Raw genomic sequence first — 15,832 nt, forward strand, 5'->3', positions numbered from 1 at the left:
GATTAGTTTAACCGCTGTGAGGGGCATGTGTCAAATCAGGGGTACGAAGACGAATTGCGGTCCGAGCGCGAGTACATCGCCGGGCTGTACGGGCGCCTCGACGCCGAGCGCGCGCGGGTGAAGCGCGAGTACCAGGCGTCACTGGGCGGGAACGGTGCGGGTGCGATGGAGCGCGACGTCAGCGTGCGCGCGCTCGCCAGGGAGGTGAAACGGCTCGACGTGGTCGACAACGGCCTGTGCTTCGGCCGCTTGGACACCGTTTCGGGTGAACATTCCTACATCGGCCGGATCGGGCTTTTCGACGAGGAGAACGAGTACGAACCGGTGCTGCTCGATTGGCGGGCGCCGGCTTCGCGCGCGTTCTACGTGGCCACCGCCGTGACCCCGGAGAACATGCGCCGCCGACGTCAGTTCCACACGCGAGGGCGCCGGGTCCTCGATTTCACCGACGAGGTCTTCGGCCGCCCCGGCGGGGAGGAGCGGGGTGACGCCGCCCTGCTCGCGGCGGTCAACGCGCCTCGCGGCGACGGCATGGGCGACATCGTCGCGACCATCCAGGCCGAGCAGGACGACATCATCCGCCTCGACCACCCCGGCGTGCTGGTGATCGAGGGCGGACCCGGCACCGGGAAGACCGTGGTGGCCCTGCACCGCGTCGCGTACCTGCTCTACACGCAGCGTGAGCGCATGGAACGCCACGGCGTCCTGGTGGTCGGCCCCAACTCGGCGTTCCTGAACCACATCGGCCGCGTGCTCCCGTCACTGGGCGAGTCCGACGTGGTGTTCATGACCTCGGGCGACTTCGTGCCGGGACTGCACGTCACCGCCGAGGACGAGCCGGAAGCCGCGCGGCTCAAGGGGTCGCTGAAGATGCTGGACGTGCTCGCCGCGGCGATCGCGGACCGGCAGCGGCTGCCCGAGGAGCCGCTGTCGATCCCGCTGGCCGACATCACCGTCCGCATCGACGCGGCGACCGCGGAATGGGCGCGGGAGGAGGCTCGCACCAGCGGCAAACCGCACAACGAGGCCCGCGCGGTGTTCACCGAGATCGTCACCTACGTGCTCACCGAACGCGCGATCGGCCGGATCGGCAAGGGCTGGCTGTCCCGATCGGACCGGGAGGCCTGGGAGGACCTGCGCGCGGACCTGCTCAAGGAACTCGCCGAGAGCGAGCAGTTCGCCGCCGCGCTCGACGAGCTCTGGCCGATCCTGACCCCGCAGACGCTGCTCGGTCCGCTGTACGCGTCACGTGAGCGGTTGCGAGCGGCCGGTGCCGACGAGGTGCTGTGGCGGGAGGACGGCGAGGCCTGGACCACTTCGGACACCCCGCTGCTCGACGAACTGGTCGACCTGCTCGGCCAAGACACGATGGCGGAGAAGGCCGCGGAGCAGGCGGTCCGGCGGGAGCAGCAGGCCGAGGCGGAGTACGCCGCCGGGGTGATGGAGGTGATGAAGCTGGACCGGGAGGAGATGGACGAGGACATCATGCTCTCGGCCGAGAACCTGCTCTACGCCGAGGACCTGGCGGACCGCTTCGTCGAGCACGACACCCGCGACCTGGTCGAACGCGCTTCGGCGGACCGCGAGTGGACCTACCGCCACGTGGTCGTCGACGAGGCCCAGGAACTGTCCGAAATGGACTGGCGGGTGCTGATGCGGCGGTGCCCCAGCCGGTCGTTCACCGTGGTGGGCGACCTCGCCCAGCGCCGGTCGGCGGCCGGGGCGCGGGCCTGGGGCGACATGCTGGAGCGGTACGTGCCCGGGCGCTGGGTGTACCGGCCATTGTCGGTGAACTACCGGACCCCGGCGGAGATCATGGCGGTGGCCGGGGCACTGCTCGCCGAGTTCGCACCAGGGGTCCAACCGCCGGAGTCGGTGCGCGCGTGCGGGGTCCGGCCGTGGTCGAGGCGGGTCACCGAGGACGAACTCGCCGCGGTGGTCGAGGAGTTCGTCCGGGACGAGGCCGGTCGTGCGGGCACCAGCGTGGTGATCGGGCCGCCGGGCGTGCCGGGTGCGGTGCCGGCCTCGGAAACCAAGGGCCTGGAGTTCGACGCGGTCCTGGTGGTCGACCCGGACCACATCCTCGCCGGTCCGCGGGGGGCCGCCGAGCTGTACGTGGCGCTGACCAGGGCCACGCAACGCCTCGGCGTGCTGCACCGGGGCCCGCTGCCGTCGGCGCTGTCCGGCCTCGAGCCGGTGGAGCGGTCAGCCCCGGTTGAGGCGGTAGTCGGCGTGCACGAGTTCCAGTAGCTCGGTCACCGAGGTCTCCGCCGACGGGCGGTCGAAGGTGATTTCGCCGTGCTGCAGGAGGTTGACCCGGTCGCAGACGTCGACGATCTGGCCGTAGTTGTGCGCGATGAGGATGATCGCGAGATCACCGCGTTGCTTCAGCTCGGCCAGCAGGCGCAGGATCAGGCCGCTCTCCTTCGCCCCCATCGCGGCCAGCGGCTCGTCGAGCAGCAGCAGTTTCGCGTTCGAGTGCACCGAGCGCGCGACCGCGATCGCCTGCCGCTGGCCGCCGGAGAGCAGGCCGACCTCGGCGGTCACCGAGGGGATGTCGATGCCGATCGAGTCGAGCGCCTCCCTCGCCCGGCGTCGCATCTCCTTGCGCTTCAGGAACGGGAACGGTCTGTGCACCAGTTCCTTGTTCAGGTGCAGGTTCAGGTACACCGGCAGTTCGTTGACCATCGCGAGGTCCTGGAAGACCGTCTCGATGCCCAGCGACCGGGCGTGCACCACGGACTTGAACGCGACCTCCTCGCCGTCGAACAGCAGCCGCCCGCCGTCCGGCTGGTGGTACCCGGTGAGGATCTTGAGCAAAGTGGACTTGCCGGCGCCGTTGTCCCCGATGAGCCCGAGGATCTCGCCCCGGCGCACGTGGAGGTTGACGTCGGTGAGCGCGCTGACCGGGCCGAAGCGCTTGCTGACGTGCTCGGCCCGGATCACCGCCGGTTCGTCGGTCATGACAGCTCCCGTGAGCCGATCCGGTTCCGCAGCAGCAACAGCGAAACGTTGAGCACCATGGCGATCAGGATGGCCGCGCCGAGCACCACGTTGAACGCGTTGGCGCTGACCCCGGTCAGGTTGAACCCGTCGAACACGATGCCGAGCAGCAGCTCGCCGAGGAACGCGCCGAGGACCGTGCCCGAACCGCCGAGCAGCGCGGTGCCGCCGATGACCGCCGACGCCACCGCGAAGAACATCATGGTGAACCCGCCGTTGGTCGGGTCGTACGAGCCGACCCGGGTGCCCTGCAGGATGCCGGCCAGCCCGGCCAGCGTGCTGATCACCGCGAAGTTGATGATCTTGATCCGGTTGACCGGGATACCGGATTCCGCCGCCCCGACCGGGTTCCCGCCGGCCGCCTGGGTGTGGATGCCGAACCGGGTCGCCGACAGCAGCAGCTGCATCAGCGCCACGATCACCACCGCCCAGGCGAACTCCGACCAGCGCGCGCCGCCGAACACCTCGACCAGCCAGCCCTCGGACGGCGCGCTGACCGGGCGGGCGTCGGAGATGATCAGCACCAGTCCCTGGAGCAGGAAGGCCATGCCCAGCGTGGTGATGAACGACGGGATGTTCAGCACGGTCCGGATCAGCCCGTTGACCACGCCGATCGCGGTGCTCACCAGCACCGCGCCGAGCAGCGCGAGCCACAGCGGCGCGCCGTTGACCGAGAACAGCGTCAGGGTGAACGGCGCCAGGGTGAACACGAACCCGGCGGACAGGTCGATCTCCCCGCAGATCAGCAGCATCACCTGACCGGCGGCGATGATCGCCCACGGGGCCACGTACTGCGCGATCGTCTGGTAGTTCTCCGCGGAGTTGAACGCGTCGCTGGTCGCGGTGAAGTAGCCCGCCGCGGCGATGGTGACCAGCAGGATGCTGAGTTCCTTCACCCGCAGCACGCCGAGCAGGAAGGACCGCCCGGTGACCGGTTCCGGCATCAGTGCACTCCTCGGCCGCGCTCAGCGGGTCAGGGTCGACGGCGGCGGCAGCGGGATCGACGGCGGCATGGGCACCAGCGCGTTGTTCGGGCCGCCTTCGAACTTGCTGCCCGCTGTGGCGTACGGCCCGGCGTTCTCCTTGGTCACGAAGGTCAGCCCGGTGTCGGTGACCGGTGGCGCGACCAGCGTGCCGGAGAGCCGGTACAGGTAGAGGTAGAGCACGGACAGGAAGCCCTGCAGGTACGGCGACTGGTCGATGGTGAAGTCCAGTGCGCCGGAGGACACGCCCTGGATGGTGTCGTCGAGCAGGTCGAACCCGCCGCCGCTGACCTTGCCCTGCAGGCCGCGGTCGGTGATCAGCTTCGCGCAGGCCGCGGTACTGCCCGCGTCGACCGCGTAGATGCCCTGCACGCCGGGGTTCCCGGTGTGGGCGGCGGTCATCGCGTTCAGCTCGCCCGCCTGTTCGGCGCCGGTGTTGACCGAGCGCACGGTCACCCCGGGCGCGGCCTGCTTGAGCGCGTCGGTGATGCCGTCGAGGCGCGGCTGCACGTTGTTGCCGCCGGGCTGGGAGATGCCGACCAGGATCTCGCCGGAGGTGACCTTGGTGGCGATGCGCTGGCCCATCAGGAAACCGGACAGGTACAGGTCCTGGCCCACGTAGGCGAGCGCGTGGTTGCCCGCGGCGTTGGCGTTGTAGGCGATCACCGGGATGCCCGCGGCCAGCGCCCGCTTGGTCGGCTCGACGAAGGCGTTGTTGTCGGTCAGCGCGACCGCGATGCCGTCGACCTTGCTGTTGAGCGCGGTCTCCATCGCGCTGGCCATCTGCGCGACGTTGCCGTTCTCCGAACCGGTCCACTGCGGTTCGGGCAGGCCGAGCAGGGCTGCGGCGTCGGCCATGCCGGTGCGCGTCGGCACGAAGAAGGAGTTCGTGGTGACGTGGTTGACGAAGACGAACCGCCAGTCCGGGGTGTCCGGGAAGGTGCCCGCCCCGCCACCGCCGTTCTGTCCTTCCTGCACACCGGTGCACGCGGTCAGCAGCGCGCTCGCGGCGAGGGCGCCACCACCGGCACCCAGGTAGCTCAGCGCGGTTCGGCGGGAAGTGGTGCTTTCGGACTTCGCGAACCTCACTGTTCGACCCCGCATCCGTCTCGGCGGCAATGCTTGAATCATTCGATGATTCCGGCACGGAGTCAAGGGCGCCGGTTTGACACCGGGGGGTGCCGCGCCGATGATCCGACGGTGGAGAGCAGCAGTTCAGCGGCCGGGCCGCTCGGCAGGCACCGGACCATTCACGGCCAGGTCGTGGAGTGGATCGGGCGGCGCATCGTGTCCGGGGAGCTGTCGTACGGGAGTCGGCTGCCGAACGAGGCGGAGCTGGCGGCGCAGCTGAAGGTCAGCCGCGGTGGCGTGCGGGAAGCGGTCAAAGCGTTGGCGGCCAAGGGAATGGTCGACGCGCGACCCCGGCTCGGCACCCGGGTGCGGCCGCGCAACGAGTGGAACCTGATGGACCGCGAGGTGATCGACTGGCACGGTCAGGTCGCCGCGCCCGAGTTCCTCAACGACCTGCTGGAGCTGCGCCTGATGGTGGAGCCGGGTGCGGCGCAGTTGGCGGCCGAGCGGGCCACGCCGGAGCAGGTCGCCACGCTGGAGGCCGCCTACGCCGGCATGGCCGAGCACGCGCCGCGGCTGCCCGAACAGGAGCAGTCCTTTGTGGACGCGGACCTGACGTTCCACCTGACCCTGTTGCGTGCCAGCGGGAACCAGCTGATCGAGCAGCTGGGCCGGTTGCTGGAAACCAGCCTGCGTCACGGTTTGGCGGCCAGTTCGCACGCGCCCGGCGGGGTGGAGGCCACGCTGCCGTTGCACCACGCGGTACTGGTGGCGGTGCGCGGGCACCGGCCGGTCGCCGCGGCCCGGGCCATGCGGCGGCTGATCGAGACCACCACGAGCGCGGTCAGCCGGCTCGATTGAGGCGGTAGCGGTGGGCGACCCCGCCGGGGAGCAGGTGCTCGGCCAGCGGGTTGCCGGTGCGGTGTGCCGGCAGGCCCATGTCGTGCATGAGTTCGTCGGCGCAGTGGATGTCGTAGGGGCCGAAGTCGTAGCCGTTCGAGCCGGGGAGGACGCGTTCCTGCCACGCCAGGCGTGCGTCGACGGCGGCCTCCATCGCCGGTGCACCGGGTGACGTGGCCAGCGTGCCCCGGAAGTGGCGGGCCAGCCACTGCGCGGTGAGTTCCACGCCCATGATGTTGTTGAACACCTGCCGGAAACCGACGAACCCCAGCCGGTCGGCGCCGGGCGGCACGATGCCCCGGTAGAGCCGGATCCGCCCGGCGGCATCGTGGACGCGCACCGCGGGGTCCAGGAACGGGAAGACCTTGCGGTGCCCGGTGGCGAACACGACGACGTCGGCCGGGATCTCCTCACCGGTGGCCAGTCGCACCCCTTCGCCGGTGAACGCCTCGGCCTCGCTGATCTTGACGTCGACCAGACCACGGCGGACGGCCCGCACGTATCCCCGCGGCATCACCCCGGCGTGCGCGAGGTGGAAGGGCAGCGCGGTGTCCGGGCGCAGGCGCTTCGGCAGGCGGTACAGCCCGGCGGACAACAGCATGTCGCGGGTGATCAGCCACCACAGCACGCGTTTGACGCGGGCGTCGACGCGGTCGAGGGGGCGGACGCAGGCGGGATCGTGGTAGCGGGGGAGGAGCGCCTCACCGGCTCGGGTCATCAGGATCCACTTGTAGCCGACCGTGCCGAACAGGAGCCGTTGCGGGATCATCCAGTTCACCTTGCGCTGCACCAGCGTGACCGCCTTGGCCAGACGAGCGGCGTGGGTGACCAGGTCGAGCGCCGACTTGCCACCACCCACCACCACGACCCGGCGGCCGGTGAACATCCCGGCGCGCACGTCGTTGGAGTGCACCACGGTTCCGTCGAACTGCCCGGGCAGGTCGGGGACGTGCCCGTGGTGGTGGGCTCCGCTGGCGATGGCCAGGTAGTCGAACTCCTCGGCTGTCTCGTGTTCGACGATCCAGCCGTGGGCGCCCGGCCGGCCGGTGCCGTCGACCGGCCTGACCGAAACCACCTCGGTGTTGTGGTGAACGCGGTCGAGCACGCCGAACGTCCTGGCGTAGTGCTCCAGGTAGCGCTGGCTTTCCGCCGCGGTGGCGTAGTGCAGGCGGTTGGGCAGTTCGGCGAACTCGAACAACCGGCGGGAGGACTGGTTGGCCAGGCCGGGGTAGCAGCCCTCCTGGGCCCAGATCCCGCCGACGCGGGGGTACTTGTCGTACACGGTGACGTCGAAGCCGTGCTCCAGCAACACCTTCGCGGTGACGATCCCCGCGGGTCCGGCCCCGACCACACACGCTCGCATCGCCACCCCCGGGAAAGCCTTGAGTATAGGCCGCACCGGGCCGAAACCACTCCTCCCTGATCGGCGGCAGCGAAGCCGAACGTGACCGCTCCTCGAGCCGGGTCGCCTTCGCCAGGTGTGGTCGCCCTGCTGTCCTAGGCCTTCGGGATGGCGACCGCGTTGTACGGCGTGGTCGGGGTGGGCGGCGTGGTGAACCGGGCGTTGGGCAGGTAGAGGCGGTTGCCGTAGGCGGCGACCGTGGTGGGCACGTCGAACCGCGGGTCGGTGATCCGCTCGCGCAGCTCGCCGCGGCTGCCGTCCTTGGCCAGGGTGAACACGGCGACGGCATTGGACCGGTTCTGCACCACGTACAGCGTGCGCCCCTTGACCAGCAGGCCGTCGCCGTTGGTCACCGCCTCGCCGCCGAGGTCGACCAGTTCGGCCCCCCCGGTCTTCTTGTCCACCAGGTGCAACTGCGCGGTGTTGCTCTGCACGACCAGCAGCGCCCGGCCGTCGGGGGTTTCGGCGATGCCGTTGGCGTTGATCACGCCCGGCGTCACCACGAACGAGCCGGACAGGGGGAGCGCGGTGTGGGTGTCCGGCAGCTTCCCGTGCTTGCCGAAAGCGACGCGGTAGAGCACGGCCTTGCGGGAGTCGGTGAAGTACGCGGCCTCGTCGGTGATCACCACGTCGTTGACGAAGGTGTCCGCGTCGGCGGCGAACTTGTAGGTCTTGAGCAGCTCGCCGGTTTTGGCGTCCACCACGCGCGCGTCACCGCCGACACCACCGGCGACGAAGAGCCGGTTGCGCTTGTCGGCCTTCAGCCCGACCGACGGGGTGCCGGGGCCCTGGCTGAACACCTCGCCCTTGCCGGTGCGGAGGTCGACGCGGAACAGGTCGCCGTCGGCGCGGGAGCCGAAGTAGGCGGTGGGGGCGTGCCCGATCGCGATGCCCTCGGGCAGGAACCCGTCGGGCAGCGGGAATTCGGTGGGGTACGGGTGCGACGGCGCGGCGACGGCCGGTGCGGTGGTCACGAGTGAAACGCCGAGGATCACGGCGGCGAGCGCGCCGAAGGTGCGGGACATGCTTCTCCTCAGGGGTCCGAGCCTGCTGGCAGGGAGAAGTCTTCCGCGTCGGCGAGACCGGCGAAATGGATCAACCGGATGAACCGGAAGCGCTGTTCGGCGGCCGTGGTCCCGGGTGGGGGGCCCGGGACCACGGCACTCCGGTCAGCCTGCGACGGGCAGGTGGATGTCGGAGACGCGCACGTCCACCGCCGCCACGTCCAGCCCGAGGAACTGCTCGACGGCCTCGATCACGTCGACGCGCAACTGCTCGGCGACCGCCTTGACCGCGTGCCCGAACACGATCACCAGCGAGAGCTTGATCGTCGCGACGTCGCCCTCGATGGCGACGGAGGCGACCTCGCCGAGGTCGTGCACACCGTCGGCCTTGCGGGCCACCATGTCCACCACCTTCGAGACGACCTCGTCGTCGACGGAGGTGTTCCCGCGGGTGGCCGCGGCGGCACGCGCCGGGACGGCCGCCCCGGCGGTGATCACCTCGGGCTCGGCGGCGACGGCCTCGATGCCGTCCTCGTCTTCCTCTTCTTCGGCCTCGGCGACGAGATCGGCCTCGCTGTCGGGCGTCTCGTCGGCGTCGGCTTCGCTGTCGAGGGCTTCGTCGGTGTCGAGGTCAGCTTCGCCGTCGGGAGTCTCGGCGGCGGCGTCGCTGTCGAGGGTCTCTTCGGTGTCGACGTCGGTTTCACCGTCGGGGGTCTCGTCGGTGTCGAGGTCGGCGTCGCCGTCGAGGGTGTCGGTCTCGTCGGTTTCTTCTTCGGTCTCTTCGGTGTTCTCGTCCTCGTCGAGGTCGTCGGCTTCGGCGGTGTCCTCGGTTTCTTCGGTGTCGTCGACGGCCACGTCCTCGGCGCCTTCGTCCACGTCTTCGCCGGTGCCGGTGTCGGTGCTGTCGGCGGCGTCGACGGTTTCGGTGCTGTCGTCCGGGATCGTTTCGGTGGCAACGGTTTCGGGCGCGGCGGTGGTGGTACCAGCGGTGTACTCCTCGGACCGGGACGTGCGGCCGAAGATGCTGTTGATGACCTCGGACATAGTGACCCCTTCTCGGGCGCGACGACGACTTGTGGCGGGCGCGAACTCGGTTCCGCCACCGGGAATCCCTTGTCCCCAGCGGGGTTCAGCTCGCCGACCGGCCATGCCCCCGCAGTGGTATGGCCTGGGCGCCACCGCCGTCAAGAGCTTCACCCGAACTTCGGCCCGCTGACATCGAACCGCAACCGACCGGCACTGATCTGTCCTCTTTTTGTCAGCTGAGGAACTCCACATACCCTTCGGTCCCGTGGACGCGGATCCGCTGCCCGTCCTCGATCAGCCGCGTCGCCTGGTCCACGCCGACGACCGCGGGCAGGCCGTACTCCCTGGCGACCACCGCGCCGTGCGTCATCAGCCCGCCGACTTCGGTCACCAGGCCCGCGATCGCCACGAACAGCGGCGTCCAGCTGGGATCGGTGTAGGCGGTGACCAGGATGTCGCCCGGTTCGAGTTCGGCGTCGGCCATGTCCAGCACGACCCGGGCCCGGCCCTCGACCGTGCCGCCCGACACCGCCATCCCCGCCAGCGCGCCGTCCGGGACGTCGTCGCGCCGGTACTCGCCGGTGAGCGCTTCGCCGTCCGAGGTGAGGACCCGGGGCGGCGTGAGCGTCCCGTACGACTGGAACGCCTGCCGCCGTTCCAGGATGAGCTCGTGGTCCACCTCCTTGGTGCGCACGACCTCGTGGAACTCCTGGAGCCGCAGGTAAAAGACGTCGTCCGGGTCACGCAGCACTCCGGCCTCGACGAGCCGCCCGGCTTCCCGCAGCAGTGCCTGCTTGTAACTGAAGTAGCGGCAGACCATGCCGTACTTGGGGTACTCGCGGAAACCGGCGAAGGTGCGGAGGCGGTCGATCATCCGCTTGGTCTCCGCTGCCTTGTGCTCACCGTCGTGCAGGGCCCGCAACCGGGTCAGCAGTTCGTGCTCTTTCCGTTGTGCCTCTTGGAATCCCTGCTCGAACCGCTGCTTCCCGGCGCCCGGCTCGAAGTTCCTGATGTTGCCGAGGATCGCGGGCACGAGCATGGCCGGGCGTTCGCTCCAGCGCGTCCTGGTGATGTCGATCTCGCCCGCGCAGCGCATGCCGTAGTCGTCGAGGTAACCCTGGATGGCGTCCCGGGCGGCTCGCCCGCCGTCGAGTCCGGCCAGGTCGCCGAGGAAGTCCTCGCGACCCTCGTCCACCACCTGCTGCAGGAACGCCACGACTTCGGCGTGCGGCCGGATCGCGTCCGCGACGTCGAGCAGGGCCAGGCCCATCTCCGAGGTGATGTTGTGGGGCACGGACTGGGAAAGGACGTCGACGGCGTTCTTCTCGCCCAGCCAGTCGGCCAGGTTCTCGTTGAGCCAGTTCGTCGCCTCCACCACCGCGACGATCACCTGGCTGCTCCGCGGGGAGAACAGGACCCGCCGCAGTTCCCCGATGTCGGCCAGGATGAAGTCGATCAGCTCCGTGCCGGACCGGGTTTCGATCTCGCGGCGCAGGGTGGCCACGGAGGCCTGGGTTTCCGCGATCAACTCGGTGACCACGGCCGGATCGGTCTCGACGGCTTCGGTGGTCTGCCCACCGGCGGGCCCGGTGTTCTCGTCCGGGCGGGAGGGGATGAAGTCGCCGCGGTCGAGCACGGTCTGCAGGGCGTCGCCCATCAGCGGGTCGGACCCGCCCAAGCCGCCGAGGACGATGGCGCGGCCGGTGGGCGTCGCCAGCATCGGGGCGACGTCGACGAACAGCCGCCCGCCCGCCTCGTGCATCTCCCGCGGGGTGGTCAGCTGCCACAGGGACAGGCCCAGCGGCCTCATCGGGTCGGTCATCATCTGCTGGTGCCCGACCGAGACGTAGACGTGGTTGTCCTGGTCCCCGGTTTCGGGCAGGGGGAACAGGGTGGTGATCGGGCGGCTCTGGACGATGTGGAACTCGCCGCCGGCCAGGCACCACTCGATGTCCTGCGGGCGGCCGAAGTGCTGTTCGAGGTTCCGGCCCAGCCGGACGAGTTCGAGCACCTGCGCCTCGGTCAGCGTCGGCTGGGTCTGCTGGTCCGGGGCGATCTCCGTGTCGCGGGTGCCGCCGTCCGGTGACACGTGGACGGCGAGTCGCTTGGTGGCGATCGCGGAGGTGAGGACCTGGTCGTCGCGCACGGTGAAGACGTCCGCGTTCACCAGTCCGGAGACGAGCGCTTCGCCGAGTCCCCAGCTCGCCTCGACGGTGGCGACCTTCCGGTTCGAGGTGATGGGGTCCGCGGTGAACAGGATCCCGGCCACCTCCGGGAACACCATTCGCTGCACCACCACGGCCATCAGCACGTCCCGGTGGTCGAACCGGTGGTGCAGCCGGTAGGTCACGGCGCGGTCGGTGAACAGCGAGGCCCAGCACCGCCGGATGTGGCGGAGGATCTCGTCGGGGCCGGTGATGTTGAGGTACGAGTCCTGCTGACCGGCGAAGGACGCGGTCGGCAGGTCCTCGGCGGTCGCGCTGGAGCGGACCGCGCAGGGGGTCTGGTCACCGAGGCGGGCGAGTGCTTCGCCGATCTCCGCCACCAGTTCGGCGGGCATGGTGACGTCCTCGATGACCCCGCGGATCTCCGCGCTCAGCGCGCTGATGGCGGTGTGGTCGTCCGGTTCGAGGGCGGACAGCCGGTCGAGTCGCTCGTCGATCGACGGCACCGAGGCGAGGATCCGCCGGTAGGCGTCGGTCGTCACGCAGAACCCGGCCGGGACGCGGACACCCCCGGTACGGGAGAGCTCGCCGAGGTGTGCCCCCTTGCCGCCGACCTCGGCGACGGTCGTCCGGTCGATCTGCTCGAAGCCCAGCACGTAGCGCAATTCCGTGGCCCCATCTTTTCGTCGTTCCCACTGGCGACGGGCAGTATGGAGCAAATTCGCGGACCGCATGAGGCGGCGGAATCTGCTATAACCTGAAAGGGGCGGGGGTCGTTCAGCGCGGTGGGTTCAGGTAGCGCTTGGTCGGCGGGATGAGGGCGAGCACCAGCGTCGCGATGGGTGGGGCGCCGACCAGGAGGAAGCCCGCGATGATCCCGCCGTACGCCATTCCCGTGATCGTGCCGCCGGTGGTCGTCACCCCGAGCGCGCCGACGATGATGCCCGCCACGTAGGACAGCAGCACCAGGATCGAGCCGATGACGACCAGGAGCCGTCCGGCGGGTTTCTTGCGGAACAGCATGATGCCGCCGGCGAGCAGGAGCGCGGTCTCGGCGGTCAGGACCAGCGTCATGCTGTAGTTCCAGATGGGCAGGGGTGCTTCGCCGCGCACGAGCAGGACGATGGTGTTGATCAGCAGGAACAGCGTCCAGAGCCCGCCGAGCACTGCCAGCACCCCGGCGGCGATCGCGGTCCCGCTACTCGGCGGTTTCGGGGGCGGGGTGTAGGCGGGATGCCCGGGCGGACCGGCCGGATAGGACGGTGCCGGGTAGGGCTGGGCCGGGTGGATTTGGCCCGGATGCTGGGCCGGGTAGGGCTGGGCCGGGTGGATTTGGCCCGGGTATGGCTGGATTGGGCCGGAGTGCGCCGGATTCGGCTGGTCCGGCGAAGGCTGCCCGGGATAGTGCTGGCCTGGACCGGATTGTGCCGGGTGGGACTGCGCGGGATACGGCTGTGCTGCACCGGATTGTGCGGGGTGGGACTGTCCTGGGTACGGCTGTGCCGGGTGGCCGCCGGTTGGTGGTGGGGGTTGCGTCACGTCGAAGGCTCCGTTCGCGGTCTCGGTGATCACGCGGCCCCGCGGAGTAAAGGGGCCGCTCCCCGGGTTGTAGCAGCCATGAGCCTTCGCCAGTACGAATATGCCCTGGCTGTTGCCGAAGAGGGATCGGTGACCGCCGCGGCCGAAACGCTGCGGGTGGCCCAGCCTTCGGTGTCGCAGCAGATTCGCGGGTTGGAGCGCGAACTCGGCGTGCGGCTGTTCGATCGCACGCCGACCGGCCTGGTGCCCACCGCCGTCGGCCGGGCGTTCCTGCGGGAGGCCCAGGTCGCGGTGAGCGCCGCCCGGCGAGCCAGGGCGACGGCCCGCGCCGGGGCCGGCGACCTCGTCGGCGAACTCGTGGTCGCCGTGCAACTCGGCTTCGGCACGCGGCAACTCCCCGGCGCGCTGGCCGTGCTGCGCCGCCGTTTCCCGCGGCTGGAGGTCACCGTCTTCGAGGAACCGAGCGCCACCGAGATGGACCGCCTCGGCCGCCGGAACGTCCTGGACCTCGCCCTGATGGCGAAATGCGACCGGACCCCCGCCGAAGCCCACCACCTCGGCGACGAGGAATTCGTCGTGGTGCTGGCCGACGGGCACCGCCTGCTCGACACCGACCGCGTCGAACTGCAAGAGCTGGTGAAAGAACCGTGGGTGCGCTTCGACCGCGACAGCGCGCTCGACGCCGTGCTGCAGTCCGTCTTGCCGGACAACCAGGACCACGCCCCGCCCACCGCCGCCCGTGTGTCGCAGACAGCGACGGCCGCGCGGTGGGCCGCCCACGGACTGGGCGTGACGCTCGTCCCGGCCTCCGCGGTGCCTCACGGGTACGAGCACCTCGCGCGGCCGGTGTTCCCCGCCGTGTCCCAGCCCGTCGTCGCGGTGATCCGCCAAGCCGCGGGCCCGGCCGAGACGGCCCTGCTCGACCTGCTGCGCCAGCAGACCTGGCACCACGGATACGCTGCCTCCTGACCGGAGGAGTGATCGCCCCATGCCCACCCAGGACGACGTGCTCGGCTACTTCGAGACGCTGTCGAACTGGGGACGCTGGGGCGAGGACGACGAACTCGGCACGCTGAACCACATCACCGACGACGTCCGGCTCGCGGCCGCGCGGGCCGTGCGCCACGGCCGGAGCGTGTCGTGCGCGTGGGAGGTCGCGGTACCGGAGGACGCGGAGCGTGCGACCACGACGTGCCCGTGCGCGGCCGAGATGCCGGGCGCCGAGCACATGCCCGACCCCTTCCACCACGACCGGCGCTGGGGCTACTCCTCCGAGCGCATCGGCCTCACCTTCCACGGCAACACCCTCACCCACGTCGACTCGCCGTGCCATCTCTACTGGGACGGCAAGATGTACAACGGCCGCCCGCATTCGCTGGTCGACGCCGCGACGGGCTCGGCGTGGGCGGCCGTCACGGCGGCGGCCGACGGGATCGTCACCCGGGGCGTCCTGCTGGACGTCGCGAAGGTCCGCGACGTGCCGTGGCTGGAACCCGGGGAGGGCGTGTTCCCCGCCGACCTCGAAGAAGCCGAACGCCGCCAGGGCGTCCGGGTGCGCCCCGGCGACGCGGTGCTCCTGCGGACCGGCTACGGCCGCGCCCGGCACGAGTCCGGGCCGTCCGGCGGGTTCACCCAGGCGGGCTGGCACGCGTCCTGCCTGCCGTGGCTGCACGAGCGGGAGGTCGCGCTGATCGGCGCCGACACGCCCCAGGACGTGCAGCCGTCGGGCTACGAAGCCGTGCTGATGCCGGTGCACGCCGTGGGCCTGGTGGCGATGGGCCTGTGGCTGCTCGACAACTGCGACCTGGAGGCGTGCGCGGCCACGGCCGCCGAACTCGGCCAGTGGGACTTCCAGCTCGCCGTCGCGCCGGTCCGCTTCGCCGGGACGTCCGGCAGCCCGGTCAACCCGATCGCCACGTTCTAGCCCATCGGGAACTCGCCGCCGTCGACGATGAGGTTCCGGCCGGTCAGCCAGCTCGCCCGGCCGGACGCGAGGAACAGCACGGCGTTCGCGATGTCGTCGGGCCTGCCGTCGCGCCCCAGTGGCGTGGTTGCTCCCGCACCCAGCTCCGGGGGCACGCCCATGCGCGCGGCCACCTCGGCCCACCGCTCCCGCGTCGCCTCACCGCCGGGCGTGGTGACCCGGCCCGGGGAGACGGCGTTGACCCGGACGCCGAACGGCGCCAGCTCCGCGGCCAGGCCGCGGCTGTAGCTCTCCAGTGCCGCCTTGGCCGCCACGTAGTGCAGGAACGGCGAAAACTCCGGGGTGAGGACCGCGGCCGAGGAAATGTGCACGATCGCTCCTTCGCCACGTTCGCGCATTCCCGGTACCAGCAAGGAGTCCAGCCGGACCGACGCGAGGTAGTTCAAGTCCAATGCGTCCTGCCATTCTTCGTCCGGAATGGCGGAACTGCCTTCGTGTGGGCGCGCGCCGCCCGCGTTGTGGACCACGATGTCCACGCCGCCGAGCTGCTCCCGCACGGCCGCGGCGATTGTCTCCGCACCGGCTTTGGTTCGCACGTCGGCCTGCACGAAGGTGGCGCCTTCGGGCGGGGTGCTCGCCGTCGAACTGGCGGTGGTGAGCACTTCGGCACCCGCGTCCAGGAGCTGGCGCACCACGGCCGCGCCGATCCCGCGGGAGCCGCCGGTGACCAGTGCCCGCTTTCCCTTGAATTCGAGCGAGCCGTTTTCGAGCGTGGTCATTCCCTTTTTCCTTCCGATTTCGTGGAGCTGTTTCCA

13 protein-coding genes are annotated in these 15,832 nt (G+C 70.4%); 4 read left to right on the plus strand and 9 right to left on the minus strand.

Annotated features, from left to right (window positions below):
• The first annotated feature begins 27 nt into the window (after nt 1-27).
• Nucleotides 28-2,250, plus strand: a complete 2,223-nt coding sequence (helR, locus tag JYK18_RS29155) for an RNA polymerase recycling motor ATPase HelR (RefSeq protein WP_206806639.1) — start codon at nt 28-30, stop codon at nt 2,248-2,250.
• On the opposite strand, the gene JYK18_RS29160 is transcribed toward helR, so the two are convergent.
• From JYK18_RS29160 to JYK18_RS29170, 3 genes are read right to left on the minus strand one after another with little or no spacing between them, the layout of a single operon-like run.
• Nucleotides 2,206-2,964: an ATP-binding cassette domain-containing protein gene (locus tag JYK18_RS29160; protein WP_206806640.1), complete on the minus strand. Its 759-nt coding sequence runs from the start codon at nt 2,962-2,964 to the stop codon at nt 2,206-2,208. The two genes, helR and JYK18_RS29160, sit on opposite strands and share 45 nt — an antisense overlap.
• A complete protein-coding gene (locus JYK18_RS29165) occupies nt 2,961-3,947 on the minus strand; it encodes an ABC transporter permease (RefSeq protein ID WP_206806641.1) in 987 nt (328 codons plus the stop codon). The genes JYK18_RS29160 and JYK18_RS29165 overlap by 4 nt, the downstream gene beginning before the upstream one ends.
• Nucleotides 3,948-3,968: 21 nt before the next feature.
• The gene (locus JYK18_RS29170) at nt 3,969-5,075 is read right to left on the minus strand and encodes a sugar ABC transporter substrate-binding protein (RefSeq protein WP_307796115.1); all 1,107 of its coding nucleotides are present in this window, start codon (nt 5,073-5,075) and stop codon (nt 3,969-3,971) included.
• A gap of 111 nt (nt 5,076-5,186) precedes the next feature.
• Between JYK18_RS29170 and JYK18_RS29175 the strand changes: the two genes are divergently transcribed.
• Nucleotides 5,187-5,918, plus strand: a complete 732-nt coding sequence (locus JYK18_RS29175) for a FadR/GntR family transcriptional regulator (protein ID WP_307796116.1) — start codon at nt 5,187-5,189, stop codon at nt 5,916-5,918.
• Here the strand turns inward: JYK18_RS29175 and JYK18_RS29180 are convergent.
• The 5 genes from JYK18_RS29180 to JYK18_RS29200 all read right to left on the minus strand — a co-directional run bounded on the left by JYK18_RS29180 (nt 5,902) and on the right by JYK18_RS29200 (nt 12,730).
• The gene (locus JYK18_RS29180; RefSeq protein WP_206806644.1) at nt 5,902-7,320 is read right to left on the minus strand and encodes an NAD(P)/FAD-dependent oxidoreductase; all 1,419 of its coding nucleotides are present in this window, start codon (nt 7,318-7,320) and stop codon (nt 5,902-5,904) included. The two genes, JYK18_RS29175 and JYK18_RS29180, sit on opposite strands and share 17 nt — an antisense overlap.
• 134 nt (nt 7,321-7,454) lie before the next feature.
• Nucleotides 7,455-8,384: an SMP-30/gluconolactonase/LRE family protein gene (locus tag JYK18_RS29185; protein WP_206806645.1), complete on the minus strand. Its 930-nt coding sequence runs from the start codon at nt 8,382-8,384 to the stop codon at nt 7,455-7,457.
• A gap of 144 nt (nt 8,385-8,528) precedes the next feature.
• Nucleotides 8,529-9,407, minus strand: coding sequence for an Asp23/Gls24 family envelope stress response protein (locus tag JYK18_RS29190; protein WP_206806646.1), 879 nt, complete (start codon nt 9,405-9,407; stop codon nt 8,529-8,531).
• Between the two features lie 214 nt (nt 9,408-9,621).
• Nucleotides 9,622-12,210, minus strand: coding sequence for a rifamycin-inactivating phosphotransferase (gene rph / locus JYK18_RS29195; RefSeq protein ID WP_307796224.1), 2,589 nt, complete (start codon nt 12,208-12,210; stop codon nt 9,622-9,624).
• A gap of 121 nt (nt 12,211-12,331) precedes the next feature.
• Nucleotides 12,332-12,730 (minus strand): hypothetical protein, encoded by a 399-nt coding sequence (locus JYK18_RS29200; RefSeq protein ID WP_206806648.1) that lies wholly within the window; start codon nt 12,728-12,730, stop codon nt 12,332-12,334.
• A gap of 441 nt (nt 12,731-13,171) precedes the next feature.
• On the opposite strand from JYK18_RS29200, the gene JYK18_RS29205 reads away from it, so the two are divergent.
• Both JYK18_RS29205 and JYK18_RS29210 read left to right on the plus strand, forming a co-directional pair.
• On the plus strand, nt 13,172-14,062 hold the full coding sequence (locus JYK18_RS29205) for a LysR family transcriptional regulator (RefSeq protein WP_206806649.1): 891 nt from the start codon (nt 13,172-13,174) through the stop codon (nt 14,060-14,062).
• A gap of 19 nt (nt 14,063-14,081) precedes the next feature.
• Complete coding sequence (locus JYK18_RS29210; RefSeq protein WP_206806650.1) at nt 14,082-15,017, plus strand: cyclase family protein; 936 nt, start codon at nt 14,082-14,084, stop codon at nt 15,015-15,017.
• Here the strand turns inward: JYK18_RS29210 and JYK18_RS29215 are convergent.
• The gene (locus JYK18_RS29215) at nt 15,014-15,796 is read right to left on the minus strand and encodes an SDR family oxidoreductase (protein WP_206806651.1); all 783 of its coding nucleotides are present in this window, start codon (nt 15,794-15,796) and stop codon (nt 15,014-15,016) included. The two genes, JYK18_RS29210 and JYK18_RS29215, sit on opposite strands and share 4 nt — an antisense overlap.
• Nucleotides 15,797-15,832 lie beyond the last annotated feature (36 nt).

The organism is Amycolatopsis sp. 195334CR (assembly GCF_017309385.1).
In the GTDB taxonomy this organism is placed as follows: domain Bacteria; phylum Actinomycetota; class Actinomycetes; order Mycobacteriales; family Pseudonocardiaceae; genus Amycolatopsis.